Genomic DNA, 21,175 nt, shown 5'->3' on the forward strand with positions numbered 1-21,175 from the left:
GAGACACCGTGGCACAGGACGTGCTTACCGACCTTAGCAAGGTCCGCAACATCGGCATCATGGCCCACATTGATGCCGGCAAGACCACTACTACCGAGCGCATCCTGTTCTACACGGGTGTGAACCACAAGATCGGCGAAACGCACGACGGCGCGTCGACCACCGACTGGATGGAACAGGAGAAGGAACGCGGCATCACCATCACGTCTGCCGCCGTGACCTGCTTCTGGGAGAACAACCAGATCAACATCATTGACACCCCCGGCCACGTGGACTTCACGGTTGAGGTTGAGCGCTCCCTGCGCGTCCTCGACGGTGCCGTCGCCGTGTTCGACGGCAAGGAAGGCGTGGAGCCGCAGTCCGAGACTGTTTGGCGCCAGGCCGACAAGTACAACGTCCCGCGCATTTGCTTCGTCAACAAGATGGACAAGCTCGGCGCTGACTTCTACTTCACCGTCGACACCATCATCAGCCGCCTCGGTGCCAAGCCGCTCGTCATGCAGCTGCCGATCGGTGCCGAGAACGACTTCATCGGCGTCGTCGACCTGCTCTACATGCGTTCCCTGGTGTGGCCCGGCGACTCCAAGGGTGACGTCACCATGGGTGCCAAGTACGAGATCCAGGAGATCCCGGCCGACCTCAAGGAAAAGGCCGAGGAGTACCGCGCGGCCCTCGTTGAGACCGTCGCCGAGTCCTCCGAAGAGCTCATGGAGAAGTACCTCGAGGGCGAAGAGATCACGATCGACGAGCTCAAGGCCGGCATCCGCAAGATGACGATCAACTCCGAGCTCTACCCGGTCTTCTGCGGCTCCGCGTTCAAGAACCGCGGCGTCCAGCCGATGCTCGACGCCGTCGTGGACTACCTGCCGAACCCGCTCGACGTCCCCCCGATGGTCGGCCACGATCCTCGCGACGAAGAGAAGGAACTGACCCGTAAGCCTTCCGCTGACGAGCCGTTCTCCGCACTGGCGTTCAAGATCGCCGCGCACCCCTTCTTCGGCCAGCTCACCTTCATCCGCGTGTACTCCGGTCACGTCGAAGCGGGCGCCCAGGTGGTCAACTCCACCAAGGGTAAGAAGGAGCGCATCGGCAAGCTGTTCCAGATGCACGCCAACAAGGAAATGCCGGTTGACGGCGCTACCGCGGGCCACATCTACGCAGCGATCGGCCTGAAGGACACCACCACGGGCGACACCCTGTGCGATGCGGCCAACCAGATCGTCCTCGAGTCCATGAGCTTCCCGGAGCCCGTGATCTCGGTTGCGATCGAGCCGAACACCAAGGGTGACCAGGAGAAGCTCTCCACGGCCATCCAGAAGCTCTCCGCTGAGGACCCGACCTTCCAGGTCTCCCTCAACGAAGACACCGGCCAGACCATCATCGCCGGCATGGGCGAGCTCCACCTGGACATCCTGGTGGACCGCATGCGCCGCGAATTCAAGGTCGAGGCAAACGTGGGCAAGCCCCAGGTCGCCTACCGCGAAACCATCAAGCGTGCTGTGGAGCGTCACGACTACACGCACAAGAAGCAGACCGGTGGTTCGGGCCAGTTCGCAAAGATCCAGATCGCCATCGAGCCGCTGGACACTTCCGAAGGCGAGATGTACGAGTTCGAGAACAAGGTCACCGGTGGCCGCGTTCCGCGCGAATACATCCCGTCTGTTGACGCGGGTATCCAGGATGCACTGAACGACGGCGTCCTGGCCGGTTACCCGGTCGTCGGCATCAAGGCAACGCTGATTGACGGCGCTTACCACGATGTTGACTCCTCGGAAATGGCGTTCAAGATCGCCGGCCGTATGGCTTTCAAGGAAGCCGCACGCAAGGCGAACCCTGTCCTGCTTGAACCGCTGATGGATGTCGAGGTCCGCACCCCTGAGGAATACATGGGTGAAGTTATCGGTGACCTCAACTCCCGCCGTGGCCAGATGCAGTCCATGGAAGATGCCCAGGGCGTCAAGGTCATCCGCGCGCACGTTCCGCTGTCCGGCATGTTCGGCTACATCGGTGACCTGCGTTCGAAGACCCAGGGCCGCGCTGTGTACTCCATGACGTTCAACAGCTACGCCGAGGTCCCGAAGGCAGTTGCCGACGAGATCATCCAGAAGAGCCGCGGCGAGTAGTCTCCGGACTGCACGCAGCAACTTCATAACTCGGGTGCGTTTCCTCCACAGGGAATTCACCTGGCGCTGGCGGCCGGATTCCGGTCGGCTGCAGTCCGGCCAGGCCGGGCCGGCCGCCAGCGCGAACAGGCGCTAGGCACTAGTATTAGTTCCTGACTCTGCAATTTCACCAAACCAAAGCCCCCCAAGTAGACTTGCTGGAGTTTCGGCCGCGACAAGCGCGGGCGAAGGGCAAGTCATTTGAAAACGTTCTAGGAGGAACCTGTGGCAAAGGCAAAGTTCGAGCGGACTAAGCCGCACGTTAACATCGGTACCATTGGTCACGTTGACCACGGTAAGACGACGCTGACGGCCGCCATTTCCAAGGTACTGTACGACAAGTACCCGTCTCTCAACGAAAAGCGTGACTTCGCGTCGATCGACTCTGCACCCGAAGAGCGTCAGCGCGGCATTACCATCAACATCTCCCACGTTGAGTACCAGACCGAGAAGCGCCACTACGCCCACGTAGACGCCCCGGGTCACGCTGACTACATCAAGAACATGATCACCGGTGCTGCCCAGATGGACGGTGCAATCCTCGTGGTTGCCGCCACTGACGGCCCGATGGCCCAGACCCGCGAGCACGTTCTGCTCGCCCGCCAGGTTGGCGTTCCCTACCTGCTGGTCGCGCTGAACAAGGCTGACATGGTTGAGGACGAGGAACTCCTCGACCTCGTCGAAATGGAAGTTCGTGAGCTGCTCAGCTCGCAGGGCTTCGATGGCGACAACGCCCCGGTCATCCGCGTTTCCGGCCTCAAGGCCCTGGAAGGCGACCCGGAGTGGGTCAAGTCCATCGAGGACCTCATGGAAGCCGTCGACGAGTCCGTTCCGGACCCCGTACGTGACCGTGACAAGCCGTTCCTGATGCCGATCGAAGACGTCTTCACGATCACCGGCCGTGGCACCGTTGTTACGGGCCGCGCCGAGCGTGGAACCCTCGCCATCAACTCCGAGGTCGAGATCGTCGGCATCCGCCCGGTCCAGAAGACCACGGTTACCGGTATCGAGATGTTCCACAAGCAGCTCGACGAAGCATGGGCCGGCGAGAACTGTGGCCTCCTGCTCCGCGGTCTGAAGCGCGACGATGTCGAGCGTGGCCAGGTTGTCGTCAAGCCGGGTTCCATCACCCCGCACACCGACTTCGAGGCCAACGTCTACATCCTCTCCAAGGACGAAGGCGGACGTCACAACCCGTTCTACTCCAACTACCGCCCGCAGTTCTACTTCCGCACCACGGACGTGACCGGCGTTATCACCCTGCCGGAAGGCACGGAAATGGTTATGCCCGGTGACAACACCGAGATGACCGTTGCGCTGATCCAGCCGATCGCTATGGAAGAGGGCCTCGGCTTCGCTATCCGCGAAGGCGGCCGCACCGTTGGTTCGGGACGCGTCACCAAGATCATCAAGTAATTCTTGCTGATCAGAGCTTGATCCCCGCCCGGTTGGCCGTCTGACGGCCGCCGAATGGGTAGGAACAGCCCCGCTGCACCGCAGCGGGGCTGTTCTGTTTAAAGCCCTGCTACGGTTGCAGGAGGAGAGAGGAGTCCGGCATGGAATGGATCATTTTCCTGGTGGTGGCGGTAGCTGTCGCCGGGGGAGGCCTGTGGGCCAGGAAGTACTTCCGGCATGAGATCGAGCGGGCAAAGCGGATCAACCGCGCCAACAAGAACCGGTAGGCAGCGCCGCCGCCGGTGTCAGGGTACGAACCCCGGGCTACCGCCATCGCGCCCGGCTGAGCGCCTGGTACCAGTAGAAGGACTCCTTCGGGGTCCTGGCCTGGGTATCAAAATCCACGTGGACCAGGCCGAAGCGCTGCGAGTAGCCGGCGGCCCACTCGAAATTGTCCATCAGCGTCCAGACGTAGTACCCCAGCAGCTCGACATCCTCGGCGACGCCGCCCGGCGCGGTCGCGGCCAGGGCCTGGTCCAGGTGCGCGGCAAGGTACCCGATCCGGCCGGCGTCGGGCACGGGCCCCTCCACGTGGTCCGGTTCGGGGAAGCTGGCGCCGCTCTCGGTGATGTAGAGCGGCGGGAGGGAAGCGCCGTACCGGTCCTTCATCTCCCGCAGCAGCGGACCCAGGTGGTCCGGGGCTACCGGCCAGCCAAAGCCCGTGGTTTCGTACTCCGGGTAGGCGGCAAAGTGGAACGGCAGCCGCGCCATCGCCTCCGCGGTGCCGACGGGGCTCTCCGCGGTTCCGTGGCCCGCGGCCACCTTTACCGGGTAGTAGTAGTTCAGCCCGTAGAAGTCCAGCGGCTGGTGGATGGTGCGCAGGTCGGCGTCGGAGATCCGGTTCAGGAACCGGAACCAGGGGCGCGCGGCGAGGGGCGGCTTTGGATAACTGCCGAGCAGGACCGGGTCCGCGTAGATGCGGTTCAGTCCCAGGTCGAAGACCTTCGCCAGCAGCCTGTCCGCGATCGAGCCGCTGGCCGGCCGCACCGGCGAGTGCAGGTTGGTCACGCCGACCGCACCCGAGACGCCGGCGGCGCGGAGCGCCTGGACCGCCAGGCCGTGGGCCAGCAGTTGGTGGTGGACCGAGGGCAGGGCATCGAAGAGCAGGTCGTGGCCGGGCGCGTGGACGCCGAGGGCATAGCCGTTCAGGGTCACCGAGGCGGGCTCGTTCAGCGTCACCCACTGCGTCACGCGGTCGCCGAACCGGGCGGCGGCCGCGGCGCTGTAGTCGGCGAACCGATCCGCCGTCGAACGGTTCAGCCAGCCGCCCCGGTGCTCCAGGGGCAGCGGCGTGTCCCAGTGGTACAGCGTCGCCATCGGCGCGATCCCGGCTTCGAGCAGCCGGTCGATGAGCCGGTCGTAGAAGTCCAGCCCCTCGGGGTTGAACGCTCCGGTCCCGTCCGGCTGGATCCGCGGCCAGGAGATGGAGAAACGGTAGGAATCGATCCCCAGTTCGCGCATCAGGTCGACGTCTTCGTCCGCCCGGTTGTAGTGGTCGCAGGCGACGGCGGGGGAGTGGCCGTCCCGGATGGTCCCGGGCTTCTCCGCAAAGGCATCCCAGCCGGAGGGGCCGCGGCCGCCGGCCGCGAGCGAACCTTCGATCTGGAACGCTGCGGACGCCACCCCCAGCACGAAGCCCGGCCGCAGCCGGGCGGCAAGGGGCCGGACATCCGGGGAATCCTGCACGGTCATGCCCCTATCTTCGTCCCGGCCGTTGCCGAAGGCAATCACGACGGCGGCCCGGGCCGGGGGCTGATTCGCTTCTGCGGATTTATTCCGGCATACTAGATGAGTTGTTCAAGCGCTCTTTCGCGTCCCGATCCGGATAATGCCGGGTGGCAGGGTCCAGGTAAGAGCCCAAACATAACCCACATCCCAAGGAATTGCGGACGAGTACGTGCACCATGCGCGACACGCCCGACCGCGGGGGTCGGTTGGCCGGCAGGTTGAGGAACCCGGATTCATCCGGATTCAGCTTGTGCGGCTGATGGTAGTTACGACTTCAAATGCTTCGGCAGCCATACAACGAGTAAGTGAACAGGGCAGCCCTAACCAGGGGAAGCACAGACTGAAAGAGAGTCAGGCGACATGGCGGGACAAAAAATCCGCATCCGGCTGAAGTCATACGACCACGAGGTCATTGACGTTTCAGCCCGGAAGATCGTTGAGACGGTCACGCGCGCAGGCGCAACTGTAGTTGGCCCCGTGCCGCTGCCGACGGAGAAGAACGTGTACTGCGTTATCCGCTCTCCGCACAAGTACAAGGACAGCCGCGAGCACTTTGAAATGCGCACGCACAAGCGTCTTATCGACATCATCGATCCCACGCCCAAGGCCGTCGACTCGCTCATGCGTCTCGACCTGCCGGCCGACGTGAACATCGAAATCAAGCTGTAGGGAGGTGCTGAGAGACTATGACCGCAACCCGTAACGTAAAGGGCCTGCTGGGCACGAAGCTCGGCATGACCCAGGTCTGGGACGAGAACAACAAGCTCATCCCCGTCACTGTGGTCCAGGCAGACTCGAACGTCATCACGCAGCTGCGCAACGCAGAGACTGATGGCTACGTCGCCGTTCAGATCGGCTACGGCCAGATCGATCCCCGCAAGGTCACCAAGCCGCTGGCTGGTCACTTTGAAAAGGCAGGCGTCACGCCTCGCCGCCACGTCGTAGAACTGCGCACCGCAGATGCTGACTCTTACGAGCTGGGCCAGGAGCTCTCCGTTGAGCTCTTCGAAGCCGGCCAGAAGATCGACGTCGTTGGCACCACCAAGGGTAAGGGCTTCGCCGGTGTTATGAAGCGTCACGGCTTCCACGGCGTTGGAGCTTCCCACGGTGCCCACAAGAACCACCGTAAGCCCGGTTCCATCGGTGGCGCATCCACCCCGAGCCGCGTCTTCAAGGGCATGAAAATGGCCGGCCGCATGGGCGCCGTGCGTCACACCACGCTGAACCTCACGGTCCACGCGGTTGACGTCGAGAAGTCGCTGCTCCTGATCAAGGGTGCCGTCCCCGGCGCCCGCGGCCAGGTCGTACTCGTACGCACCGCCGTGAAGGGAGCCTAGTTCAATGACTAGCACTGTCAAGGTTGACCTGCCTGCAGAGATCTTCGACGTTCAGACCAACGTGCCGCTGCTGCACCAGGTCGTCGTTGCCCAGCTCGCTGCTGCTCGCCAGGGTACCCACAAGACCAAGACCCGCGCCGAGGTTTCCGGTGCAGGTCGCAAGCCGTTCAAGCAGAAGGGCACCGGCCGCGCCCGTCAGGGTTCCATCCGTGCTCCTCACATGACCGGTGGTGGCATCGTCCACGGCCCGACGCCGCGTGACTACAGCCAGCGCACCCCCAAGAAGATGATTGCTGCTGCCCTGCGCGGCGCTCTCTCTGACCGCGCCCGCAACGGCCGCATCCACGTCATTGCTGAACTGGTCGCCGGCACCAAGCCGTCCTCCCGTGAAGCACTGGCTGCGCTGCGTGGCGTCTCCGAGCGTAAGAACCTGCTCGTTGTCATCGACCGCGCCGAGGACGTTGCCGCACTGTCCGTGCGCAACCTCCAGGATGTTCACGTTCTGTACGCAGACCAGCTGAACACCTACGACGTGCTCGTTTCGGACGACGTAGTCTTCACCAAGGCTGCCTACGAAGCATTCGTTGCTGGCAAGGCTGCAAAGAACGAGGAGGATGCCAAGTGAGTGCAGCCACCATCAAGGACCCGCGCGACGTCGTGCTTGCACCCGTCGTCTCGGAAAAGAGCTACGGCCTGATCGACGAGGGCAAGTACACCTTCCTGGTGGACCCCCGGTCGAACAAGACCGAGATCAAGCTGGCCGTGGAGAAGATCTTCTCCGTCAAGGTCGAATCGATCAACACCATCAACCGTGCCGGTAAGCGCAAGCGCACCAAATTCGGATGGGGTACCCGCAAGAACACCAAGCGTGCCATTGTGACCCTCAAAGAAGGCACTATCGACATCTTCGGCGGTCCGCTCGCGTAGCGGAGACCACTTTAACGAGGAAATAAATTATGGGAATCCGTAAATATAAGCCGACTACCCCGGGCCGTCGTGGCTCGAGCGTAGCGGACTTCACCGAAATCACGCGGTCGACGCCGGAAAAGTCGTTGGTACGTCCCCTCCCGAAAAAGGGTGGCCGTAACAACACCGGTAAGATCACGACCCGTCACAAGGGTGGTGGACACAAGCGCCAGTACCGTCTGATCGACTTCCGTCGCCACGACAAGGACGGCGTCAACGCCCGCGTTGCCGAAATCGAGTACGATCCGAACCGCACGGCTCGCATCGCTCTCCTGCACTACGTTGATGGCACCAAGCGTTACATCATCGCCCCGAACAAGCTGGCCCAGGGTGACACCGTGGAAGCGGGTGCCGACGCTGACATCAAGCCCGGCAACAACCTGCCGCTGCGCAACATCCCGGTCGGTACCGTTATCCACGCAGTCGAACTGCGCCCGGGTGGCGGCGCCAAGATGGGCCGCTCCGCCGGCGCATCGATCCAGCTCGTTGCCAAGGAAGGCCGCTTCGCCCAGCTGCGTCTGCCCTCCGGCGAAATCCGCAACGTTGACGTGCGCTGCCGCGCAACCGTCGGCGAGGTCGGCAACGCCGAGCAGTCGAACATCAACTGGGGCAAGGCCGGCCGTATGCGCTGGAAGGGCGTCCGCCCGACCGTCCGTGGTGTCGCCATGAACCCGGTTGACCACCCGCACGGTGGTGGTGAGGGTAAGACGTCCGGTGGACGTAACCCCGTCAACCCCAACGGTAAGCGCGAAGGCCGCACCCGCCGTCCCAACAAAGAGAGCGACAAGCTTATTGTGCGTCGCCGTCGTACTGGCAAGAACAAGCGATAGGAGCCTGGACACATGCCACGCAGCCTGAAAAAAGGTCCTTTCGTTGACCAGCACCTCTTTGTGAAGGTAGCCAGGGAAAACGAAAAGGGCACCAAGAACGTCATCAAGACCTGGTCCCGCCGTTCGATGATCGTCCCCGACATGCTCGGCCACACGATCGCCGTGCACGACGGACGCAAGCACATCCCGGTGTTTGTCACTGAGTCGATGGTCGGGCACAAGCTCGGCGAATTCGCTCCCACGCGGACTTTCCGCGGCCATGTCAAGGACGACCGTAAGGGCAAGCGCCGCTAGGCGCCTGCGCTTACGTCAAAGACGAGAGAAGGAAAGCAATGGAAGCCAAGGCTATTGCGCGCCACATCCGCGTAACGCCTATGAAGGCCCGGCGCGTCGTCAACCTTGTTCGTGGGAAGCAAGCGAACGAGGCTCTGGCAATTCTGAAGTTTGCCCCGCAGGCAGCTTCGGAGCCGGTATTCAAGGTAGTTCAGTCGGCAATCGCCAACGCCCGGGTCCTCGCGGACCGCGACGGCGTCGCGTTTGACGAAGGTGACCTCATCATCAGCGAAGCGTTTGTTGATGAAGGCCCGACCATGAAGCGGTTCCAGCCGCGTGCCCAGGGTCGCGCATTTCAGATCAAGAAGCGCACGAGCCACATCACCGTGGTAGTCGCTACCCCGGAGAAAGAGGAGGCTCGCTAAGTGGGACAGAAAGTAAACCCGCACGGGTTCCGACTCGGTATCACCACCGATCACGTATCGCACTGGTTCGCCGACAGCACCAAGTCCGGCCAGCGGTACAAGGACTTCGTTCGCGAAGACATCCGCATCCGCCAGCTCATGTCCACGGGCATGGAGCGCGCCGGCATCGCCAAGGTTGAGATCGAGCGCACCCGCGACCGTGTCCGCGTGGATATCCACACGGCACGTCCGGGCATCGTTATCGGCCGCCGCGGCGCCGAAGCAGACCGCATCCGCGGCGAGCTCGAAAAGCTCACCGGCAAGCAGGTTCAGCTGAACATCCTCGAGGTCAAGAACCCCGAGATGGAAGCACAGCTTGTTGCCCAGGGCGTTGCCGAGCAGCTGACTTCCCGCGTGGCTTTCCGCCGCGCGATGAAGAAGGCAATGCAGTCCGCGCAGCGCGCTGGTGCCAAGGGCATCCGTATCGCTTGCTCGGGTCGACTGGGTGGCGCTGAAATGTCCCGCTCGGAGTTCTACCGCGAAGGCCGTGTGCCCCTGCACACCCTCCGCGCGAACATCGACTACGGCTTCTACGAGGCCAAGACCACCTTCGGCCGCATCGGCGTGAAGGTCTGGATCTACAAGGGTGACGTCACCGCCAAGGAACTGGCTCAGCAGGCAGCTGCTGCTCCGTCCCGCGGCCGTGGCGGCGATCGTCCGGGCCGCCCGGGTGGCCCCGACCGTGGTGACCGCCGTCGTCGTAACGACCGTCCGGCCGCCGACGCAGCACCTGCTGCCGAAGCACCGGCAGCTGAGGCGGCTCCTGCCGCTGTAGAAGGAGGACAGGCTTAAATGCTTATCCCACGTCGAGTCAAGCACCGTAAGCAGCACCACCCGGGTCGTTCCGGCGCTGCCACGGGCGGCACCGAGGTTTCGTTCGGCGAGTGGGGTATCCAGGCTCTGAGCCCGGCATACGTCACCAACCGGCAGATCGAATCCGCCCGTATCGCGATGACCCGCCACATCAAGCGTGGCGGCAAGGTCTGGATCAACATCTACCCGGACCGTCCGCTGACCAAGAAGCCGGCCGAAACCCGCATGGGTTCCGGTAAGGGTTCTCCGGAATGGTGGGTCTCAAACGTCAAGCCGGGCCGGGTTCTCTTCGAACTCTCCGGTGTTAATGAAGAGGTAGCTCGCGAGGCCCTGCGCCTGGCAATCCACAAGCTCCCGTTGAAGGCACGCATTGTGCGTCGCGAAGGTGGTGAATAGAAATGGCAGTAGGGTCGAAGGATCTCGCACCCGCACAGCTGGACGGTTTCGACAACGAGCGTCTCGTTGAAGAACTCCGCAAGTCCAAGGAAGAGCTGTTCAACCTGCGTTTCCAGTCCGCCACCGGCCAGCTGGAGAACCACGGTCGCCTGCGCGCGGTAAAGAAGGACATCGCACGCATCTACACCGTTCTTCGTGAGCGCGAGCTGGGCATTCGTGCCGAGGTTGCCGCACCGGTTGTGGAAGCCAAGGAAGAGAAGAAGTCCAAGAAGGCTGCAACCAAGAAGGCTGACAAGGCTGAAACGGTTGAGACCGAGGAGGACGCCAAGTGAGTGAAAAGGACGAGAACGTGACGGAAACTGTTTCCGACGCAGCCAAGGCTGACGAGCGCGGTTACCGTAAGACGAAGCGCGGTTACGTCGTCTCGGACAAGATGGAAAAGACCATCGTTGTCCAGGTCGAAGACCGTGTGAAGCACGCCCTCTACGGCAAGGTCATGCGCCGCAACACGAAGATCAAGGCTCACGACGAAGAGAACAGCGCCGGCATCGGCGACCTGGTTCTCCTCGCCGAGACCCGCCCGCTCTCCGCTACCAAGCGGTGGCGCCTGGTGGAGATCCTCGAGAAGGCCAAGTAACACCTGCAGCATCCCCTCCGGGACGCTGAACCGAAACCCCCGTTCCCTTCTGGGAGCGGGGGTTTCGCCGTTCCCGGGACGCTGCACCACGCGCGAACGTACACTTGAGGCCCCTTCCCGCCGGTTCCTCAATGCGCGAACGTACACTTGCGGCCCGCTTCCCGCCGGCTCCAGGGCTTCAAGTGTCCGTTCGCGCTTTGGGGCGGCGCTGGGGCTGGCGAGTCGCGGGCCTGAAGTGTCCGTTCGCGCTTTGGGGCGGGGCTGGGGGAGGGTCTGTGGTAAGGGCCGATTCTACGGAGGGGCCCCGTCCGTGCTAAGATTTTGAGTTTGTATGGCGCCTTTCGTGTGCCATCGTCAACCTCGTAAACAATCGTGCCACGGCATAGTGCCCCCTCGCGCCCCGCGCGCCCGGGAAGCAACTGTTTTTGGCACGGGCGTTTAGGCCTGGTCTGGCAAAATCCAGTCAGGTCAAGAGACACCCCGATCAACCGTTCCGCAAGGCTCATTCCGTAGCGAGACCACGGCCTGAGAACCGGCGCGACGCAAGGAGTAAATAGTGATTCAGCAGGAGTCGCGACTCAAGGTCGCCGACAACACGGGTGCTAAGGAAATCCTTACCATTCGCGTTCTCGGTGGATCCGGCCGTCGCTACGCAGGCATTGGCGACGTGATCGTCGCTACCGTCAAGGACGCAATTCCGGGCGGCAACGTAAAGAAGGGCGACGTCGTCAAGGCTGTCATCGTCCGTACCAAGAAGGAACGCCGCCGTGCGGATGGTTCCTACATCAAGTTTGACGAGAACGCAGCTGTGATCCTGAAGAACGACGGTGACCCCCGCGGTACCCGTATCTTCGGACCGGTTGGTCGTGAACTTCGCGACAAGAAGTTCATGAAGATCGTTTCCCTGGCTCCGGAGGTGCTCTAGTCCATGGCTAAGATCAAGAAGGGTGACCTCGTTCAGGTCATCACTGGCGCCAAGGCTGAGCGCGGCGGCGACCGTGGCAAGCAGGGCAAGGTTCTGCGCGTTTTCCCGGAGACCAACCGCGTGCTGGTCGAAGGCATCAACCGCGTAACCAAGCACACCCGCGTCGGTCAGTCGCAGCGCGGCACCAAGACCGGTGGCATCGAGGTCGTCGAGGCTTCAATCCACATCTCCAACGTGGCTCTGGTTGACCCGTCCACCAAGAAGCCCACCCGCGTCGGTTTCCGCACCGAGACCGTTGAGCGCAATGGCGTGAAGCGTGAAGTGCGTGTCCGCGTGGCCAAGAGCTCAGGGAAGGACATCTAATGACTGAGACTCTCGAGACTCCGGCAAGCAAGATCGTTCCTCGTCTGAAGACCAAGTACGCGGATTCCATCAAGAGCGCGCTCGTTGAGGAATTCAAGTACGAGAACGTCAACCAGGTTCCCCGTCTGGTGAAGGTCGTTGTGAACATGGGTGTTGGAGATGCCGCCAAGGACTCCAAGCTGATCGACGGCGCTGTCCGCGATCTGACCCTGATCACCGGCCAGAAGCCGCAGGTAACCAAGGCCCGCAAGTCGATCGCCCAGTTCAAGCTGCGCGAAGGCATGCCGATCGGTGCGCACGCAACTCTGCGTGGGGACCGCATGTGGGAATTCCTGGACCGTCTGGTCACGCTGGCACTGCCGCGTATCCGCGACTTCCGGGGCCTCAGCGGCAAGCAGTTCGACGGCAACGGCAACTACACCTTCGGTCTGACCGAGCAGGTTATGTTCCACGAGATCGACCAGGATTCCATTGACCGCGTTCGCGGTATGGACATCACCGTCGTGACCACTGCCAAGACCGACGACGAAGGCCGCGCGCTGCTCAAGGCGCTTGGCTTCCCGTTCAAGACCGAAGACTAATCTAACTACGTAAAAGGTCCGGCTGTGCCGCTTTCCGACAGTGTTCGGGACGCCGCCGCAGCGGAAACCGTTATGAGGAAGGGCAAGAGCCCACATGACTATGACAGATCCTGTCGCAGATATGCTCACGCGTCTGCGCAACGCTAACTCGGCATACCACGATTCCGTGTCCATGCCGTACAGCAAGCTCAAGGCACGCGTTGCCGACATCCTGAAGGCCGAAGGCTTCATCGCCTCCTGGAAGGAAGAAGACGCGGAGGTTGGCAAGAAGCTGACCCTCGAGCTCAAGTTCGGTCCGAACCGCGAGCGTTCCATCGCTGGCGTTCGTCGTATTTCCAAGCCGGGTCTCCGCGTTTACGCGAAGTCCACCAACCTGCCGCACGTGCTGGGTGGCCTGGGTATCGCAATCCTGTCCACCTCTTCCGGCCTCCTGACTGACAAGCAGGCCGGCAAGAAGGGCGTGGGCGGCGAAGTCCTCGCGTACGTCTGGTAACGGGAAAGGAAGAGAATAATGTCACGTATTGGACGTCTCCCCATCACCGTTCCTGCCGGCGTTGAGGTCAAGGTTGACGGCTCTGTCGTCACCGTCAAGGGTTCCAAGGGCGAGCTGAGCCACACTGTGGCCAGCCCGATCGAGGTCACCCTGGAAGACGGCACCCTGACTGTCGCCCGCCCGAACGACGAGCGCGCCTCCCGTTCGCTGCACGGCCTGACCCGCACCCTGATCGCCAACATGATCCAGGGTGTCACCGCAGGCTACGAGAAGAAGCTTGAGATTGTCGGTACCGGTTACCGCGTCCAGGCCAAGGGTTCTGACCTGGAGTTCGCTCTGGGCTACAGCCACCCGGTCAACGTCTCGGCTCCGAACGGCATCACCTTTGCAGTAGAGACCCCGACCAAGCTCTCTGTCTCAGGCATTTCCAAGCAGCAGGTCGGCGAGGTTGCTGCCAACATTCGCAAGCTGCGGAAGCCGGACCCCTACAAGGGCAAGGGCATCCGTTACGCCGGCGAAGTCATCCGCCGCAAGGTCGGAAAGGCTGGTAAGTAACCATGGCCATCGCAATTAACAAGAAGCGTACGAACAAGAGCAAGTCTGCCCAGCGCAGCCGCCGCCAGCTTCGTATCCGCAAGCGCATTTCCGGTACGGCTGTTCGTCCGCGTCTGGTCGTCAACCGTTCCGCCCGCCACGTATTCGTCCAGGTTGTCGATGACACCAAGGGCCTGACCGTAGCGAGCGCGTCCACTCTGGAAGCCGACCTTCGTGCATTCGACGGTGACAAGACCGCCAAGGCCAAGCGCGTTGGCGAGCTCGTTGCCGAGCGTGCCAAGGCTGCAGGCATCGAAGCTGTTGTCTTCGACCGCGGTGGCAACAAGTACCACGGCCGGATCGCCGCCGTCGCCGACGGCGCACGTGAAGGTGGGCTGGCACTGTGACCGAAAATAACGAAAAGGACATTCAGGTGACTGAAGCTGTAGCTGCTCCGGCAACTGAGACCGCTGCGCCTGCTACCACCGACGACCGCCGCGGCGGTGCCCGTCGTGGTGAGCGTGGCGACCGCGGCCAGGGCCGTGGCGACCGTGGCGGCCGTGGTGGCCGTGACGGCGGCCGCGAAGCCGAGAAGAGCCAGTTCGTAGAGCGCGTCGTAACCATCAACCGTGTCTCCAAGGTCGTCAAGGGTGGTCGTCGCTTCAGCTTCACCGCCCTCGTCGTCGTCGGTGACGGCAACGGCATGGTCGGCGTCGGCTACGGCAAGGCTAAGGAAGTTCCCGCCGCCATCGCGAAGGGCGTTGAAGAGGCCAAGAAGTCCTTCTTCCGCGTTCCCCGCGTCGGCAGCACCATCCCGCACCGCGTTCAGGGTGAGGCCGCCGCAGGCGTCGTCATGCTGCGTCCGGCTTCCGCCGGTACCGGTGTTATCGCCGGCGGTCCGGTCCGTGCAGTACTGGAGTGCGTGGGCATCCACGACATCCTCTCCAAGTCGCTCGGTTCCTCCAACGCCATCAACATCGTTCACGCGACTGTTGACGCGCTGAAGCGCCTCGAAGAGCCGGCATCCGTGGCAGCACGCCGCGGCCTGCCGCTGGACGAGGTTGCTCCGCAGGCCCTGGTGCGCGCACTGCTCAACCAGAAGGCAGGTGTCTGAGTCATGGCTAAGAACCTGATTCCCTCCGACGCTCAGTTGGAGATCACTCAGATCAAGTCCGCCATTGGCGGCAAGCAGAACCAGCGCGACACCCTTCGGTCCCTCGGCCTGAAGCGGATCGGACACACCGTTGTCCGCACCGCCGACGCCGTGACCGTGGGAATGCTCAACACGGTTCCGCACCTGGTAAAGGTAGAGGAGGCGAAGTAAATGGCAGAGAAGAACACCGCCGACAAGGCACAGGGCGCCGCTGAGAAGCAGAACGCACTGAAGGTTCACCACCTGCGTCCCGCCCCGGGTGCCAAGACCGCCAAGACCCGCGTTGGTCGTGGTGAAGGCTCCAAGGGTAAGACCGCCGGTCGTGGCACGAAGGGCACTGCAGCCCGCTACCAGGTCAAGGCTGGCTTTGCCGGCGGCCAGCTGCCGCTGCACATGCGCCTGCCGAAGCTGCGCGGCTTCAAGAACCCGTTCCGGGTTGAGTACCAGGTGGTAAACTTGGACAAGCTCAACGAGCTGTTCCCGGAAGGTGGCGCAGTCACCGTGGAGAACCTGGTCGAGAAGGGTGCCGTTCGCAAGAACCAGCCCGTCAAGATCCTGGGTACCGGCGATATCACCGTCAAGGTTGACGTCACCGTCCACGCATTCTCGGCCAGCGCCGCAGAAAAGATTGCCGCAGCGGGCGGCAGCACCACCGCGCTCTAAGGAGCCGGCGGGGCAGACGCCCGTTGTTGAAACTCCCGGTTCCGGGGCCCTTGGCCCTGGGGCCGGGAGTTTTTTCTTGCCCCGGGGGCCCGTCGATTGTTCGCCGGGCGCATCCACCCGTTAGACTCGGTTGTTGGGTTTATTTGACCTATCTCACACGACTTTACTTATTACTCAGGAGGACGCTTGCTTAGCGCATTTGGCCGGGCCTTTCGCACGCCTGATCTGCGACGCAAGTTGTTGTTCACGCTGGGAATCATCACAATCTTCCGCTTGGGTGCCTTCATCCCCTCGCCTGGTGTGAACTACCAGAATGTCCAGCAATGTTTGCAGAACGGTCAGACCACGGGCGGGATCTACCAGCTCGTCAACCTGTTCAGCGGCGGCGCCTTGCTGCAGGTCTCGATCTTCGCGCTCGGGATCATGCCGTACATCACGGCCAGCATCATCGTCCAGCTGCTCCGCGTGGTCATTCCCCGCTTCCAGCAGCTCTACGACGAAGGCGCCGCGGGCCAGTCCAAGCTGACGCAGTACACCCGGTACCTGACCATCGCCCTGGGCCTGCTGAACGCCACGACGCTGGTCTCGCTCGCGCGTTCGGGCCAGCTGTTGCCGAACTGCCAGCTGCCGATCATTCCTGATTCCAGCATCATCACCACGATCCTTATCATCATCACCCTGACGGCCGGCACCGGCCTGATCATGTGGATGGGCGAACTCGTGACGGAGAAGGGCGTCGGCAACGGCATGTCCCTGCTCATCTTCACCTCCATTGCCGCAGGCTTCCCGACCTCCCTCGGGGCGATCTGGAGCGCCCAGGGCCCGGGCACCTTCTTCATGGTGCTCGCGATCGGCCTGCTGACCGTGGCCCTCGTGGTCTTCGTGGAGCAGTCCCAGCGCCGCATTCCGGTCCAGTACGCCAAGCGCATGATTGGCCGCCGCACCGTGGGCGGCACCAGCACGTACATCCCGATCAAGGTGAACATGGCCGGCGTCGTGCCCGTCATCTTCGCGTCCTCGATGCTGTACCTGCCGGGCCTGATCGCGCAGTTCAACCAGCCCAAGCCGGGCGAGCCCGTGGCGCCGTGGGTCGAATGGATCAACAACAACCTGACCCGGGGCGACCACCCGATCTACATGGCCCTGTACTTCGCCATGATTGTGTTCTTCACTTACTTCTATGTTGCGATCACTTTCAACCCTGAGGAAGTTTCTGACAACATGAAGAAGTACGGCGGCTTCATTCCGGGCATCCGTGCCGGCAAGCCGACCGCGGACTACCTGCAGTATGTGCTTTCCAGGATTACCTTGCCCGGAGCGATTTACCTGGGCTTCGTGGCCCTGATCCCGCTGATCGCCTTGGTCCTGATCAATGCCAACCAGAACTTCCCGTTCGGCGGCACCTCGATCCTGATCATGGTCGGCGTCGGTTTGGAGACCGTCAAGCAGATTGATGCGCAGCTACAGCAGCGTCACTACGAAGGGCTTTTGCGATGACGAGAATGTTGATTATCGGACCTCCCGGTTCCGGCAAGGGAACGCAGGCGGAGCGCATTTCGGAGCGCCTCGGCGTCGTTGCGATCTCCACCGGCGATATTTTCCGCGCCAACGTCAAGGGTGAGACGCCGCTCGGCATCGAAGCCAAGAAGTACATGGACGCGGGGGACTTCGTTCCGGACAGCGTGACGAACAAGATGGTCCGGGACCGGCTCACCGAAGACGACGTCGAAGTCGGCTTCCTGCTCGACGGTTACCCGCGCACCACGGCGCAGGTCGACTACCTAGACGCGATCCTGGCCGACGGCGACCAGAAGCTCGACGTCGTCCTGCAGCTCACCGCCGACGACGAAGAACTGGTCAAGCGCCTCCTGGGCCGGGCCAAGGAAACCGGCCGCAGCGATGACAACGAAGCCGTCATCCGGCACCGGCTGGACCTGTACCACGGCCAGACCGAGGCCGTCGTGGCCAAGTATGCCGACCGCGGCATCCTCACCCAGGTCGACGGCATCGGCGGCATCGACGAGGTCACCGACCGCGTCATGCAAGCCATCAAAGCGGCGCAGTCCGCCTGACCGGCCCCGCAACTGTTAGAGGCTCCTCCCGCTGTGCCGGGAGGAGCCTCAGCCATTTCTCCGCAGCCCCGCCGCTGCGGCACCACCGAAAGGACGCTGAGCATGGCATTCGGCCAGCCCCGCATTGAATACAAGACCAACGCCCAGATGCGCACGATGCACGAGGCGGGACTGGTCCTGTCCCGTGCTCTGGACGCCGCCGTTGCCGCCGCCGCCCCCGGGGTGACCACCCGTGAACTCGACGCCGTTTTCGCCGGCGTGCTGCAGGAAGCCGGTGCGAAGTCCAACTTCCTCGGGTACCACGGCTTCCCGGCCACCATCTGCACCTCGGTGAACGAGGAGGTCGTGCACGGCATCCCCGGTGACCGGGTGCTGCACGACGGCGACATCATCTCGATCGACGGCGGTGCGATCGTGGACGGCTGGCACTCCGACTCGGCCCGGACCGTGATCGTGGGCACCGCCGATCCCGAGGACCAGCGGCTCTCCGACGTGACCGAGGCCGCCATGTGGCACGGTATCGCCGCGCTGGCGACCGGCAAGTTCGTCGGCGACATCGGTAACGCCGTCGATGACTACGTCTCCTCGGTACCGGGCAAACCGCTGGGGATCCTGGAGGATTACGTCGGCCACGGGATCGGCTCCGAAATGCACATGCCGCCGGACGTGCTGAACTACCGGACGAGCCACCGCGGCCCCAAGATCCGCCCGGGCCTGTGCCTGGCGATCGAGCCGATGCTGGTCCGCGGCAGCATCGACACCGTCGTCCTCGAGGACGACTGGACCGTCGTGACCACGGACGGGAAGCGCTCCTGCCAGTGGGAACACTCCGTCGCGGTGCACGAGAAGGGCATCTGGGTGCTCTCCGCCCCCGACGGGGGTGCCGCGAAACTGGCGCCGCTCGGCGTCGTACCCGTCCCGATCCCGTAACGACCGGGAAGTGCAGTCGCGGGACAATCGTCCCGGGCACAAAAAATCCCTGGCACCGCCGGAATACCGGCCGTGCCAGGGATTTTGCCTTTCGTGGGCGCGTCAGCTCTTGAGCTTCGGCTTCACGTCCTTGGTGTAGATGCCCTCGAGGGTACCCTTCAGCTCCGTCATGGTGGCCTTCACGTCGCCCTGCTGGGTGAGGATCTTTGCGGCGGCCTTGGCCATCTCCTGGTCGGCGCCTGGCAGGAAGACGCGGGCGTTGTCCTGCACCCGGGTAACGGCGAGCTGGTCGATGGCGGTCTTGATCTGCGGCGTCTTGGACAGCACGGCGGACATGTCCGCGGACGTGCGCGAGGGCATGTAGCCGGTGGCGGCGGAGAACGCCGCGGTGTTCTCCGGCTCGGTCATGAACTTCAGGAACGTCGCGGCGGCCAGCTGGACCTCCTTGCTGACACCGCTCGGGATGCCCAGGCCGGCGCCGCCCGTCGGGCAGACTCCGGTCTCGTTCTTTGGCCCGCCCGGCAGGAAGCCGACGCCGACGTTGAACTTGGCCGACTTCAGGACACCGAGCAGGGACCCGGTGGAGGCGATCGTGGCGGACGTGATGCCGGCGGAAAAGTCGTCGGCGGCCTCCTTGGAGGAGACGCCCGCCCATTTGTCCTTGTAGATCGAATCCTGCGCCCACTGCAGGGCCGCGACGGATTCGGCGGAATCGCAGTTCATGGTCCACTCGTTGGACCAGCTGCCGCCCCAGCCCCACAGCATGTTCTGCAGGGTCCAGCCCGCGTAGCCGGCCAGGGCCGGGTAGATGTACGCGTACTGCGCCCCGGAGGCGGCCTTGAGCTTGGGGGCCCACTCGCCGAACTCCTGCCACGTCTTCGGCGCCCGGTCCGGCAGCCCGGCGGCCTTGAAGTGGTCCTTGTTGTAGTAGAAGAGCGGGGTGGAACGGCCGTAGGGGAGTGCCCACTGCTTGTCCGCGTACTTGTAGTCCGCAACGAGTGACTTCTGGAAGTCGTCGACCTTGATGTCCAGCTGCTTGATCAGGCTGTCGAGGGGGATGATGTTGCCGTTGGTGTAGTAGCGGAACCACCAGACGTCGGAGAGCACCACAAGGCCCGGCAGCGCCGACTTGGCGGCCTGGGAGGTCTGGAACTTCTGCGCGATTTCCTCGTAGTTGGCCCCGGCGGTGACCAGGTTGACCTTGATCTCCGGGTACTTGGCCTGGAACTTCTCGATAATCGCCTTCTCGACGTCCTGGGACTTGCCCGGGTGGTTCGTCCAGAAGTCGATCGAGGAGGCCGGCTTCACGCCGCTGAAGTCGATGTCGGCCGCGCCGGACCCGGCGGTGCCGCCCCCGGTGGACGGTCCGCCGCAGGCAGCCAGGGCTGCGGCACCGGCTCCGGCGCCGGCCAGGCCAAGGAAGTGTCGGCGGTCAAGGTTTCTTGCCATGGTGGATCCTCTCAAGGGTGCTGACTTGTTGTGACGGTGGAAATGGTTGGAGGGGGCAGCCGTGCCCTAGCCCGTAACGCTGCCCTGGGTCAGGCCAGCGACGATGTAGCGCTGCAGTGCGGCGAAGACCAGCAGGATCGGCACGATGACCAGCACCGCGCCGGCCATCAGGATGCCCCAGCCGGAACCGTTGCCCTCGGAGTTCTGCAGCAGGGTCAGCCCGACCGGCAGGGTCATCGTCTCCGGCCGGTCCGTGATGATCAGCGGCCAGATGTAGTCGTTCCATTCGCTGACCACGGTCACCAGGGCCACCGTGGCGATGGAGGGGCCGGAGACCGGCACGACGACCTGCCACAGCCGCCGCCAGTGCCCGGCGCCGTCGATCTCGGCGGCCTCCAGGATGGAGCCGGGCAGCGTGAGGAAGTGCTGGCGCAGCAGGAACGTGCCGAAGGCGGTGCCGAGGCCGGGAAGGATGATGCCCCAGAGCGTGTTCTTCCCGCCCAGTCCCGCGATCAGGATGTAGTTGGGCAGGATGGACACCTGCGGCGGGACCATGAGCGCGACCAGGATGATGATGAAAATGGCGTTCTTGAAGGGAAACCGGACGAAGACCAGCGCGTAGGCGGTCAGGATGGCCAGGATGACCTTCACCGTGGAGCCCACCGTGGTGACGATCAGGCTGTTCACGAAGAACTGGGCGAACGGCACCGTCGTCATGGCGACGCGGTAGTTATCCAGGTTCACGCTCTCCGGCAGGATCTTCAGGTCGGTGGTGACAATCTCGCCGGGCTGCTTGAAGGAGCTCAGCACCATCCAGAGCAGCGGAAGGACGACGACGAGGGTCGCGAGCAGGAGCGGGACGTAGCCGCCGGCGATCGTCTGGACTAGGTTGGCGCGGGACAGCGGGCGCGGCCGCTGCGGCGGCACGTCCGGCCCGGTGGCGGGCCCGGC

29 protein-coding genes are annotated in these 21,175 nt (G+C 63.4%); 26 read left to right on the forward strand and 3 right to left on the reverse strand.

What is annotated here, in order from left to right; all coding sequences use genetic code 11:
• Nucleotides 1-8: 8 nt before the first annotated feature.
• From fusA to ASG71_RS17080, 3 genes are all read left to right on the forward strand, one after another.
• Nucleotides 9-2,123, forward strand: coding sequence for an elongation factor G (gene fusA / locus ASG71_RS06185; RefSeq protein ID WP_056737803.1), 2,115 nt, complete (start codon nucleotides 9-11; stop codon nucleotides 2,121-2,123).
• Between the two features lie 264 nt (nucleotides 2,124-2,387).
• Nucleotides 2,388-3,578 carry an elongation factor Tu gene (gene tuf / locus ASG71_RS06190; RefSeq protein ID WP_056737804.1) on the forward strand — a complete coding sequence of 397 codons (1,191 nt, stop codon included), beginning with the start codon at nucleotides 2,388-2,390 and terminating at the stop codon, nucleotides 3,576-3,578.
• Nucleotides 3,579-3,718: 140 nt separating this feature from the next.
• A complete protein-coding gene (locus ASG71_RS17080; protein WP_268760362.1) occupies nucleotides 3,719-3,844 on the forward strand; it encodes a hypothetical protein in 126 nt (41 codons plus the stop codon).
• Nucleotides 3,845-3,881: 37 nt separating this feature from the next.
• Here the strand turns inward: ASG71_RS17080 and ASG71_RS06195 are convergent, their stop codons facing one another.
• Nucleotides 3,882-5,309 carry a GH1 family beta-glucosidase gene (locus ASG71_RS06195; RefSeq protein ID WP_056738575.1) on the reverse strand — a complete coding sequence of 476 codons (1,428 nt, stop codon included), beginning with the start codon at nucleotides 5,307-5,309 and terminating at the stop codon, nucleotides 3,882-3,884.
• Between the two features lie 396 nt (nucleotides 5,310-5,705).
• On the opposite strand from ASG71_RS06195, the gene rpsJ reads away from it, so the two are divergent.
• The 23 genes from rpsJ (at nucleotide 5,706) to map (ending at nucleotide 18,775) form a co-directional block, all read left to right on the forward strand.
• On the forward strand, nucleotides 5,706-6,014 hold the full coding sequence (gene rpsJ / locus ASG71_RS06200; RefSeq protein WP_003803825.1) for a 30S ribosomal protein S10: 309 nt from the start codon (nucleotides 5,706-5,708) through the stop codon (nucleotides 6,012-6,014).
• A gap of 17 nt (nucleotides 6,015-6,031) precedes the next feature.
• On the forward strand, nucleotides 6,032-6,682 hold the full coding sequence (gene rplC, locus ASG71_RS06205) for a 50S ribosomal protein L3 (protein ID WP_003803812.1): 651 nt from the start codon (nucleotides 6,032-6,034) through the stop codon (nucleotides 6,680-6,682).
• A 4-nt stretch (nucleotides 6,683-6,686) separates the two neighbouring features.
• Nucleotides 6,687-7,307, forward strand: a complete 621-nt coding sequence (gene rplD / locus ASG71_RS06210; protein ID WP_056737805.1) for a 50S ribosomal protein L4 — start codon at nucleotides 6,687-6,689, stop codon at nucleotides 7,305-7,307.
• Entirely contained in the window at nucleotides 7,304-7,609 is a 306-nt protein-coding gene (gene rplW, locus ASG71_RS06215; protein WP_011692807.1) for a 50S ribosomal protein L23, read from the forward strand. Before rplD ends, rplW begins: the two co-directional genes overlap by 4 nt.
• A gap of 29 nt (nucleotides 7,610-7,638) precedes the next feature.
• Nucleotides 7,639-8,478: a 50S ribosomal protein L2 gene (gene rplB / locus ASG71_RS06220; RefSeq protein WP_056737806.1), complete on the forward strand. Its 840-nt coding sequence runs from the start codon at nucleotides 7,639-7,641 to the stop codon at nucleotides 8,476-8,478.
• A gap of 12 nt (nucleotides 8,479-8,490) precedes the next feature.
• Nucleotides 8,491-8,772 (forward strand): 30S ribosomal protein S19, encoded by a 282-nt coding sequence (rpsS, locus tag ASG71_RS06225; protein ID WP_018773666.1) that lies wholly within the window; start codon nucleotides 8,491-8,493, stop codon nucleotides 8,770-8,772.
• A 38-nt stretch (nucleotides 8,773-8,810) separates the two neighbouring features.
• On the forward strand, nucleotides 8,811-9,176 hold the full coding sequence (gene rplV, locus ASG71_RS06230; RefSeq protein WP_056737807.1) for a 50S ribosomal protein L22: 366 nt from the start codon (nucleotides 8,811-8,813) through the stop codon (nucleotides 9,174-9,176).
• Nucleotides 9,177-10,007, forward strand: coding sequence for a 30S ribosomal protein S3 (rpsC, locus tag ASG71_RS06235; protein WP_056737808.1), 831 nt, complete (start codon nucleotides 9,177-9,179; stop codon nucleotides 10,005-10,007).
• Nucleotides 10,008-10,424 (forward strand): 50S ribosomal protein L16, encoded by a 417-nt coding sequence (gene rplP, locus ASG71_RS06240; protein WP_056737809.1) that lies wholly within the window; start codon nucleotides 10,008-10,010, stop codon nucleotides 10,422-10,424.
• A 2-nt stretch (nucleotides 10,425-10,426) separates the two neighbouring features.
• Complete coding sequence (gene rpmC / locus ASG71_RS17135; protein WP_056737810.1) at nucleotides 10,427-10,756, forward strand: 50S ribosomal protein L29; 330 nt, start codon at nucleotides 10,427-10,429, stop codon at nucleotides 10,754-10,756.
• Entirely contained in the window at nucleotides 10,753-11,061 is a 309-nt protein-coding gene (gene rpsQ, locus ASG71_RS06250; protein ID WP_056737811.1) for a 30S ribosomal protein S17, read from the forward strand. The genes rpmC and rpsQ overlap by 4 nt, the downstream gene beginning before the upstream one ends.
• Before the next feature lie 556 nt (nucleotides 11,062-11,617).
• On the forward strand, nucleotides 11,618-11,986 hold the full coding sequence (gene rplN, locus ASG71_RS06255) for a 50S ribosomal protein L14 (RefSeq protein ID WP_003803789.1): 369 nt from the start codon (nucleotides 11,618-11,620) through the stop codon (nucleotides 11,984-11,986).
• Nucleotides 11,987-11,989: 3 nt separating this feature from the next.
• Nucleotides 11,990-12,349 carry a 50S ribosomal protein L24 gene (gene rplX / locus ASG71_RS06260; protein WP_056737812.1) on the forward strand — a complete coding sequence of 120 codons (360 nt, stop codon included), beginning with the start codon at nucleotides 11,990-11,992 and terminating at the stop codon, nucleotides 12,347-12,349.
• Complete coding sequence (gene rplE / locus ASG71_RS06265) at nucleotides 12,349-12,930, forward strand: 50S ribosomal protein L5 (protein ID WP_056737813.1); 582 nt, start codon at nucleotides 12,349-12,351, stop codon at nucleotides 12,928-12,930. The genes rplX and rplE overlap by 1 nt, the downstream gene beginning before the upstream one ends.
• 94 nt (nucleotides 12,931-13,024) lie before the next feature.
• Complete coding sequence (gene rpsH / locus ASG71_RS06270; protein WP_056737814.1) at nucleotides 13,025-13,423, forward strand: 30S ribosomal protein S8; 399 nt, start codon at nucleotides 13,025-13,027, stop codon at nucleotides 13,421-13,423.
• 18 nt (nucleotides 13,424-13,441) lie between these two features.
• Complete coding sequence (gene rplF, locus ASG71_RS06275; protein ID WP_056737815.1) at nucleotides 13,442-13,978, forward strand: 50S ribosomal protein L6; 537 nt, start codon at nucleotides 13,442-13,444, stop codon at nucleotides 13,976-13,978.
• Nucleotides 13,979-13,980: 2 nt separating this feature from the next.
• Nucleotides 13,981-14,364, forward strand: coding sequence for a 50S ribosomal protein L18 (gene rplR, locus ASG71_RS06280; protein WP_018773674.1), 384 nt, complete (start codon nucleotides 13,981-13,983; stop codon nucleotides 14,362-14,364).
• A 26-nt stretch (nucleotides 14,365-14,390) separates the two neighbouring features.
• On the forward strand, nucleotides 14,391-15,071 hold the full coding sequence (rpsE, locus tag ASG71_RS06285; RefSeq protein ID WP_200947943.1) for a 30S ribosomal protein S5: 681 nt from the start codon (nucleotides 14,391-14,393) through the stop codon (nucleotides 15,069-15,071).
• Between the two features lie 3 nt (nucleotides 15,072-15,074).
• On the forward strand, nucleotides 15,075-15,281 hold the full coding sequence (gene rpmD, locus ASG71_RS06290) for a 50S ribosomal protein L30 (protein WP_056626615.1): 207 nt from the start codon (nucleotides 15,075-15,077) through the stop codon (nucleotides 15,279-15,281).
• Nucleotides 15,282-15,773 carry a 50S ribosomal protein L15 gene (rplO, locus tag ASG71_RS06295; protein WP_056737817.1) on the forward strand — a complete coding sequence of 164 codons (492 nt, stop codon included), beginning with the start codon at nucleotides 15,282-15,284 and terminating at the stop codon, nucleotides 15,771-15,773. It abuts the gene before it with no gap.
• Nucleotides 15,774-15,959: 186 nt separating this feature from the next.
• The gene (secY, locus tag ASG71_RS06300; protein WP_056737818.1) at nucleotides 15,960-17,270 is read left to right on the forward strand and encodes a preprotein translocase subunit SecY; all 1,311 of its coding nucleotides are present in this window, start codon (nucleotides 15,960-15,962) and stop codon (nucleotides 17,268-17,270) included.
• Between the two features lie 5 nt (nucleotides 17,271-17,275).
• Nucleotides 17,276-17,845: an adenylate kinase gene (locus tag ASG71_RS06305; RefSeq protein ID WP_200947944.1), complete on the forward strand. Its 570-nt coding sequence runs from the start codon at nucleotides 17,276-17,278 to the stop codon at nucleotides 17,843-17,845.
• 102 nt (nucleotides 17,846-17,947) lie between these two features.
• Nucleotides 17,948-18,775, forward strand: a complete 828-nt coding sequence (gene map, locus ASG71_RS06310; protein WP_056737820.1) for a type I methionyl aminopeptidase — start codon at nucleotides 17,948-17,950, stop codon at nucleotides 18,773-18,775.
• 102 nt (nucleotides 18,776-18,877) lie between these two features.
• On the opposite strand, the gene ASG71_RS06315 is transcribed toward map, so the two are convergent.
• Together ASG71_RS06315 and ASG71_RS06320 are read right to left on the reverse strand one after the other, a co-directional pair.
• Nucleotides 18,878-20,224: an ABC transporter substrate-binding protein gene (locus ASG71_RS06315; protein ID WP_056737821.1), complete on the reverse strand. Its 1,347-nt coding sequence runs from the start codon at nucleotides 20,222-20,224 to the stop codon at nucleotides 18,878-18,880.
• Nucleotides 20,225-20,290: 66 nt separating this feature from the next.
• Complete coding sequence (locus ASG71_RS06320) at nucleotides 20,291-21,151, reverse strand: carbohydrate ABC transporter permease (protein ID WP_235563977.1); 861 nt, start codon at nucleotides 21,149-21,151, stop codon at nucleotides 20,291-20,293.
• Nucleotides 21,152-21,175: the final 24 nt, after the last annotated feature.

The sequence above is a fragment of the Arthrobacter sp. Soil763 genome (assembly GCF_001428365.1).
GTDB lineage: Bacteria > Actinomycetota > Actinomycetes > Actinomycetales > Micrococcaceae > Arthrobacter.

Coding starts and splice junctions, on each gene's coding strand:
- ASG71_RS06305 (WP_200947944.1), top strand. CDS start 17,276: ATGTTGATTATCGGACCTCCCGGTTCCGGCAAGGGAACGCAGGCGGAG.
- ASG71_RS17080 (WP_268760362.1), top strand. CDS start 3,719: ATGGAATGGATCATTTTCCTGGTGGTGGCGGTAGCTGTCGCCGGGGGA.
- rplO (WP_056737817.1), top strand. CDS start 15,282: ATGGCAGAGAAGAACACCGCCGACAAGGCACAGGGCGCCGCTGAGAAG.
- rplX (WP_056737812.1), top strand. CDS start 11,990: ATGGCTAAGATCAAGAAGGGTGACCTCGTTCAGGTCATCACTGGCGCC.
- rplP (WP_056737809.1), top strand. CDS start 10,008: ATGCTTATCCCACGTCGAGTCAAGCACCGTAAGCAGCACCACCCGGGT.
- rplB (WP_056737806.1), top strand. CDS start 7,639: ATGGGAATCCGTAAATATAAGCCGACTACCCCGGGCCGTCGTGGCTCG.
- rpsH (WP_056737814.1), top strand. CDS start 13,025: ATGACTATGACAGATCCTGTCGCAGATATGCTCACGCGTCTGCGCAAC.
- rpmC (WP_056737810.1), top strand. CDS start 10,427: ATGGCAGTAGGGTCGAAGGATCTCGCACCCGCACAGCTGGACGGTTTC.
- ASG71_RS06315 (WP_056737821.1), bottom strand. CDS start 20,224: ATGGCAAGAAACCTTGACCGCCGACACTTCCTTGGCCTGGCCGGCGCC.
- ASG71_RS06195 (WP_056738575.1), bottom strand. CDS start 5,309: ATGACCGTGCAGGATTCCCCGGATGTCCGGCCCCTTGCCGCCCGGCTG.
- rplF (WP_056737815.1), top strand. CDS start 13,442: ATGTCACGTATTGGACGTCTCCCCATCACCGTTCCTGCCGGCGTTGAG.
- rpsJ (WP_003803825.1), top strand. CDS start 5,706: ATGGCGGGACAAAAAATCCGCATCCGGCTGAAGTCATACGACCACGAG.
- rplC (WP_003803812.1), top strand. CDS start 6,032: ATGACCGCAACCCGTAACGTAAAGGGCCTGCTGGGCACGAAGCTCGGC.
- map (WP_056737820.1), top strand. CDS start 17,948: ATGGCATTCGGCCAGCCCCGCATTGAATACAAGACCAACGCCCAGATG.
- rplR (WP_018773674.1), top strand. CDS start 13,981: ATGGCCATCGCAATTAACAAGAAGCGTACGAACAAGAGCAAGTCTGCC.
- rplE (WP_056737813.1), top strand. CDS start 12,349: ATGACTGAGACTCTCGAGACTCCGGCAAGCAAGATCGTTCCTCGTCTG.
- rplV (WP_056737807.1), top strand. CDS start 8,811: ATGGAAGCCAAGGCTATTGCGCGCCACATCCGCGTAACGCCTATGAAG.
- rpmD (WP_056626615.1), top strand. CDS start 15,075: ATGGCTAAGAACCTGATTCCCTCCGACGCTCAGTTGGAGATCACTCAG.
- rplD (WP_056737805.1), top strand. CDS start 6,687: ATGACTAGCACTGTCAAGGTTGACCTGCCTGCAGAGATCTTCGACGTT.
- rpsS (WP_018773666.1), top strand. CDS start 8,491: ATGCCACGCAGCCTGAAAAAAGGTCCTTTCGTTGACCAGCACCTCTTT.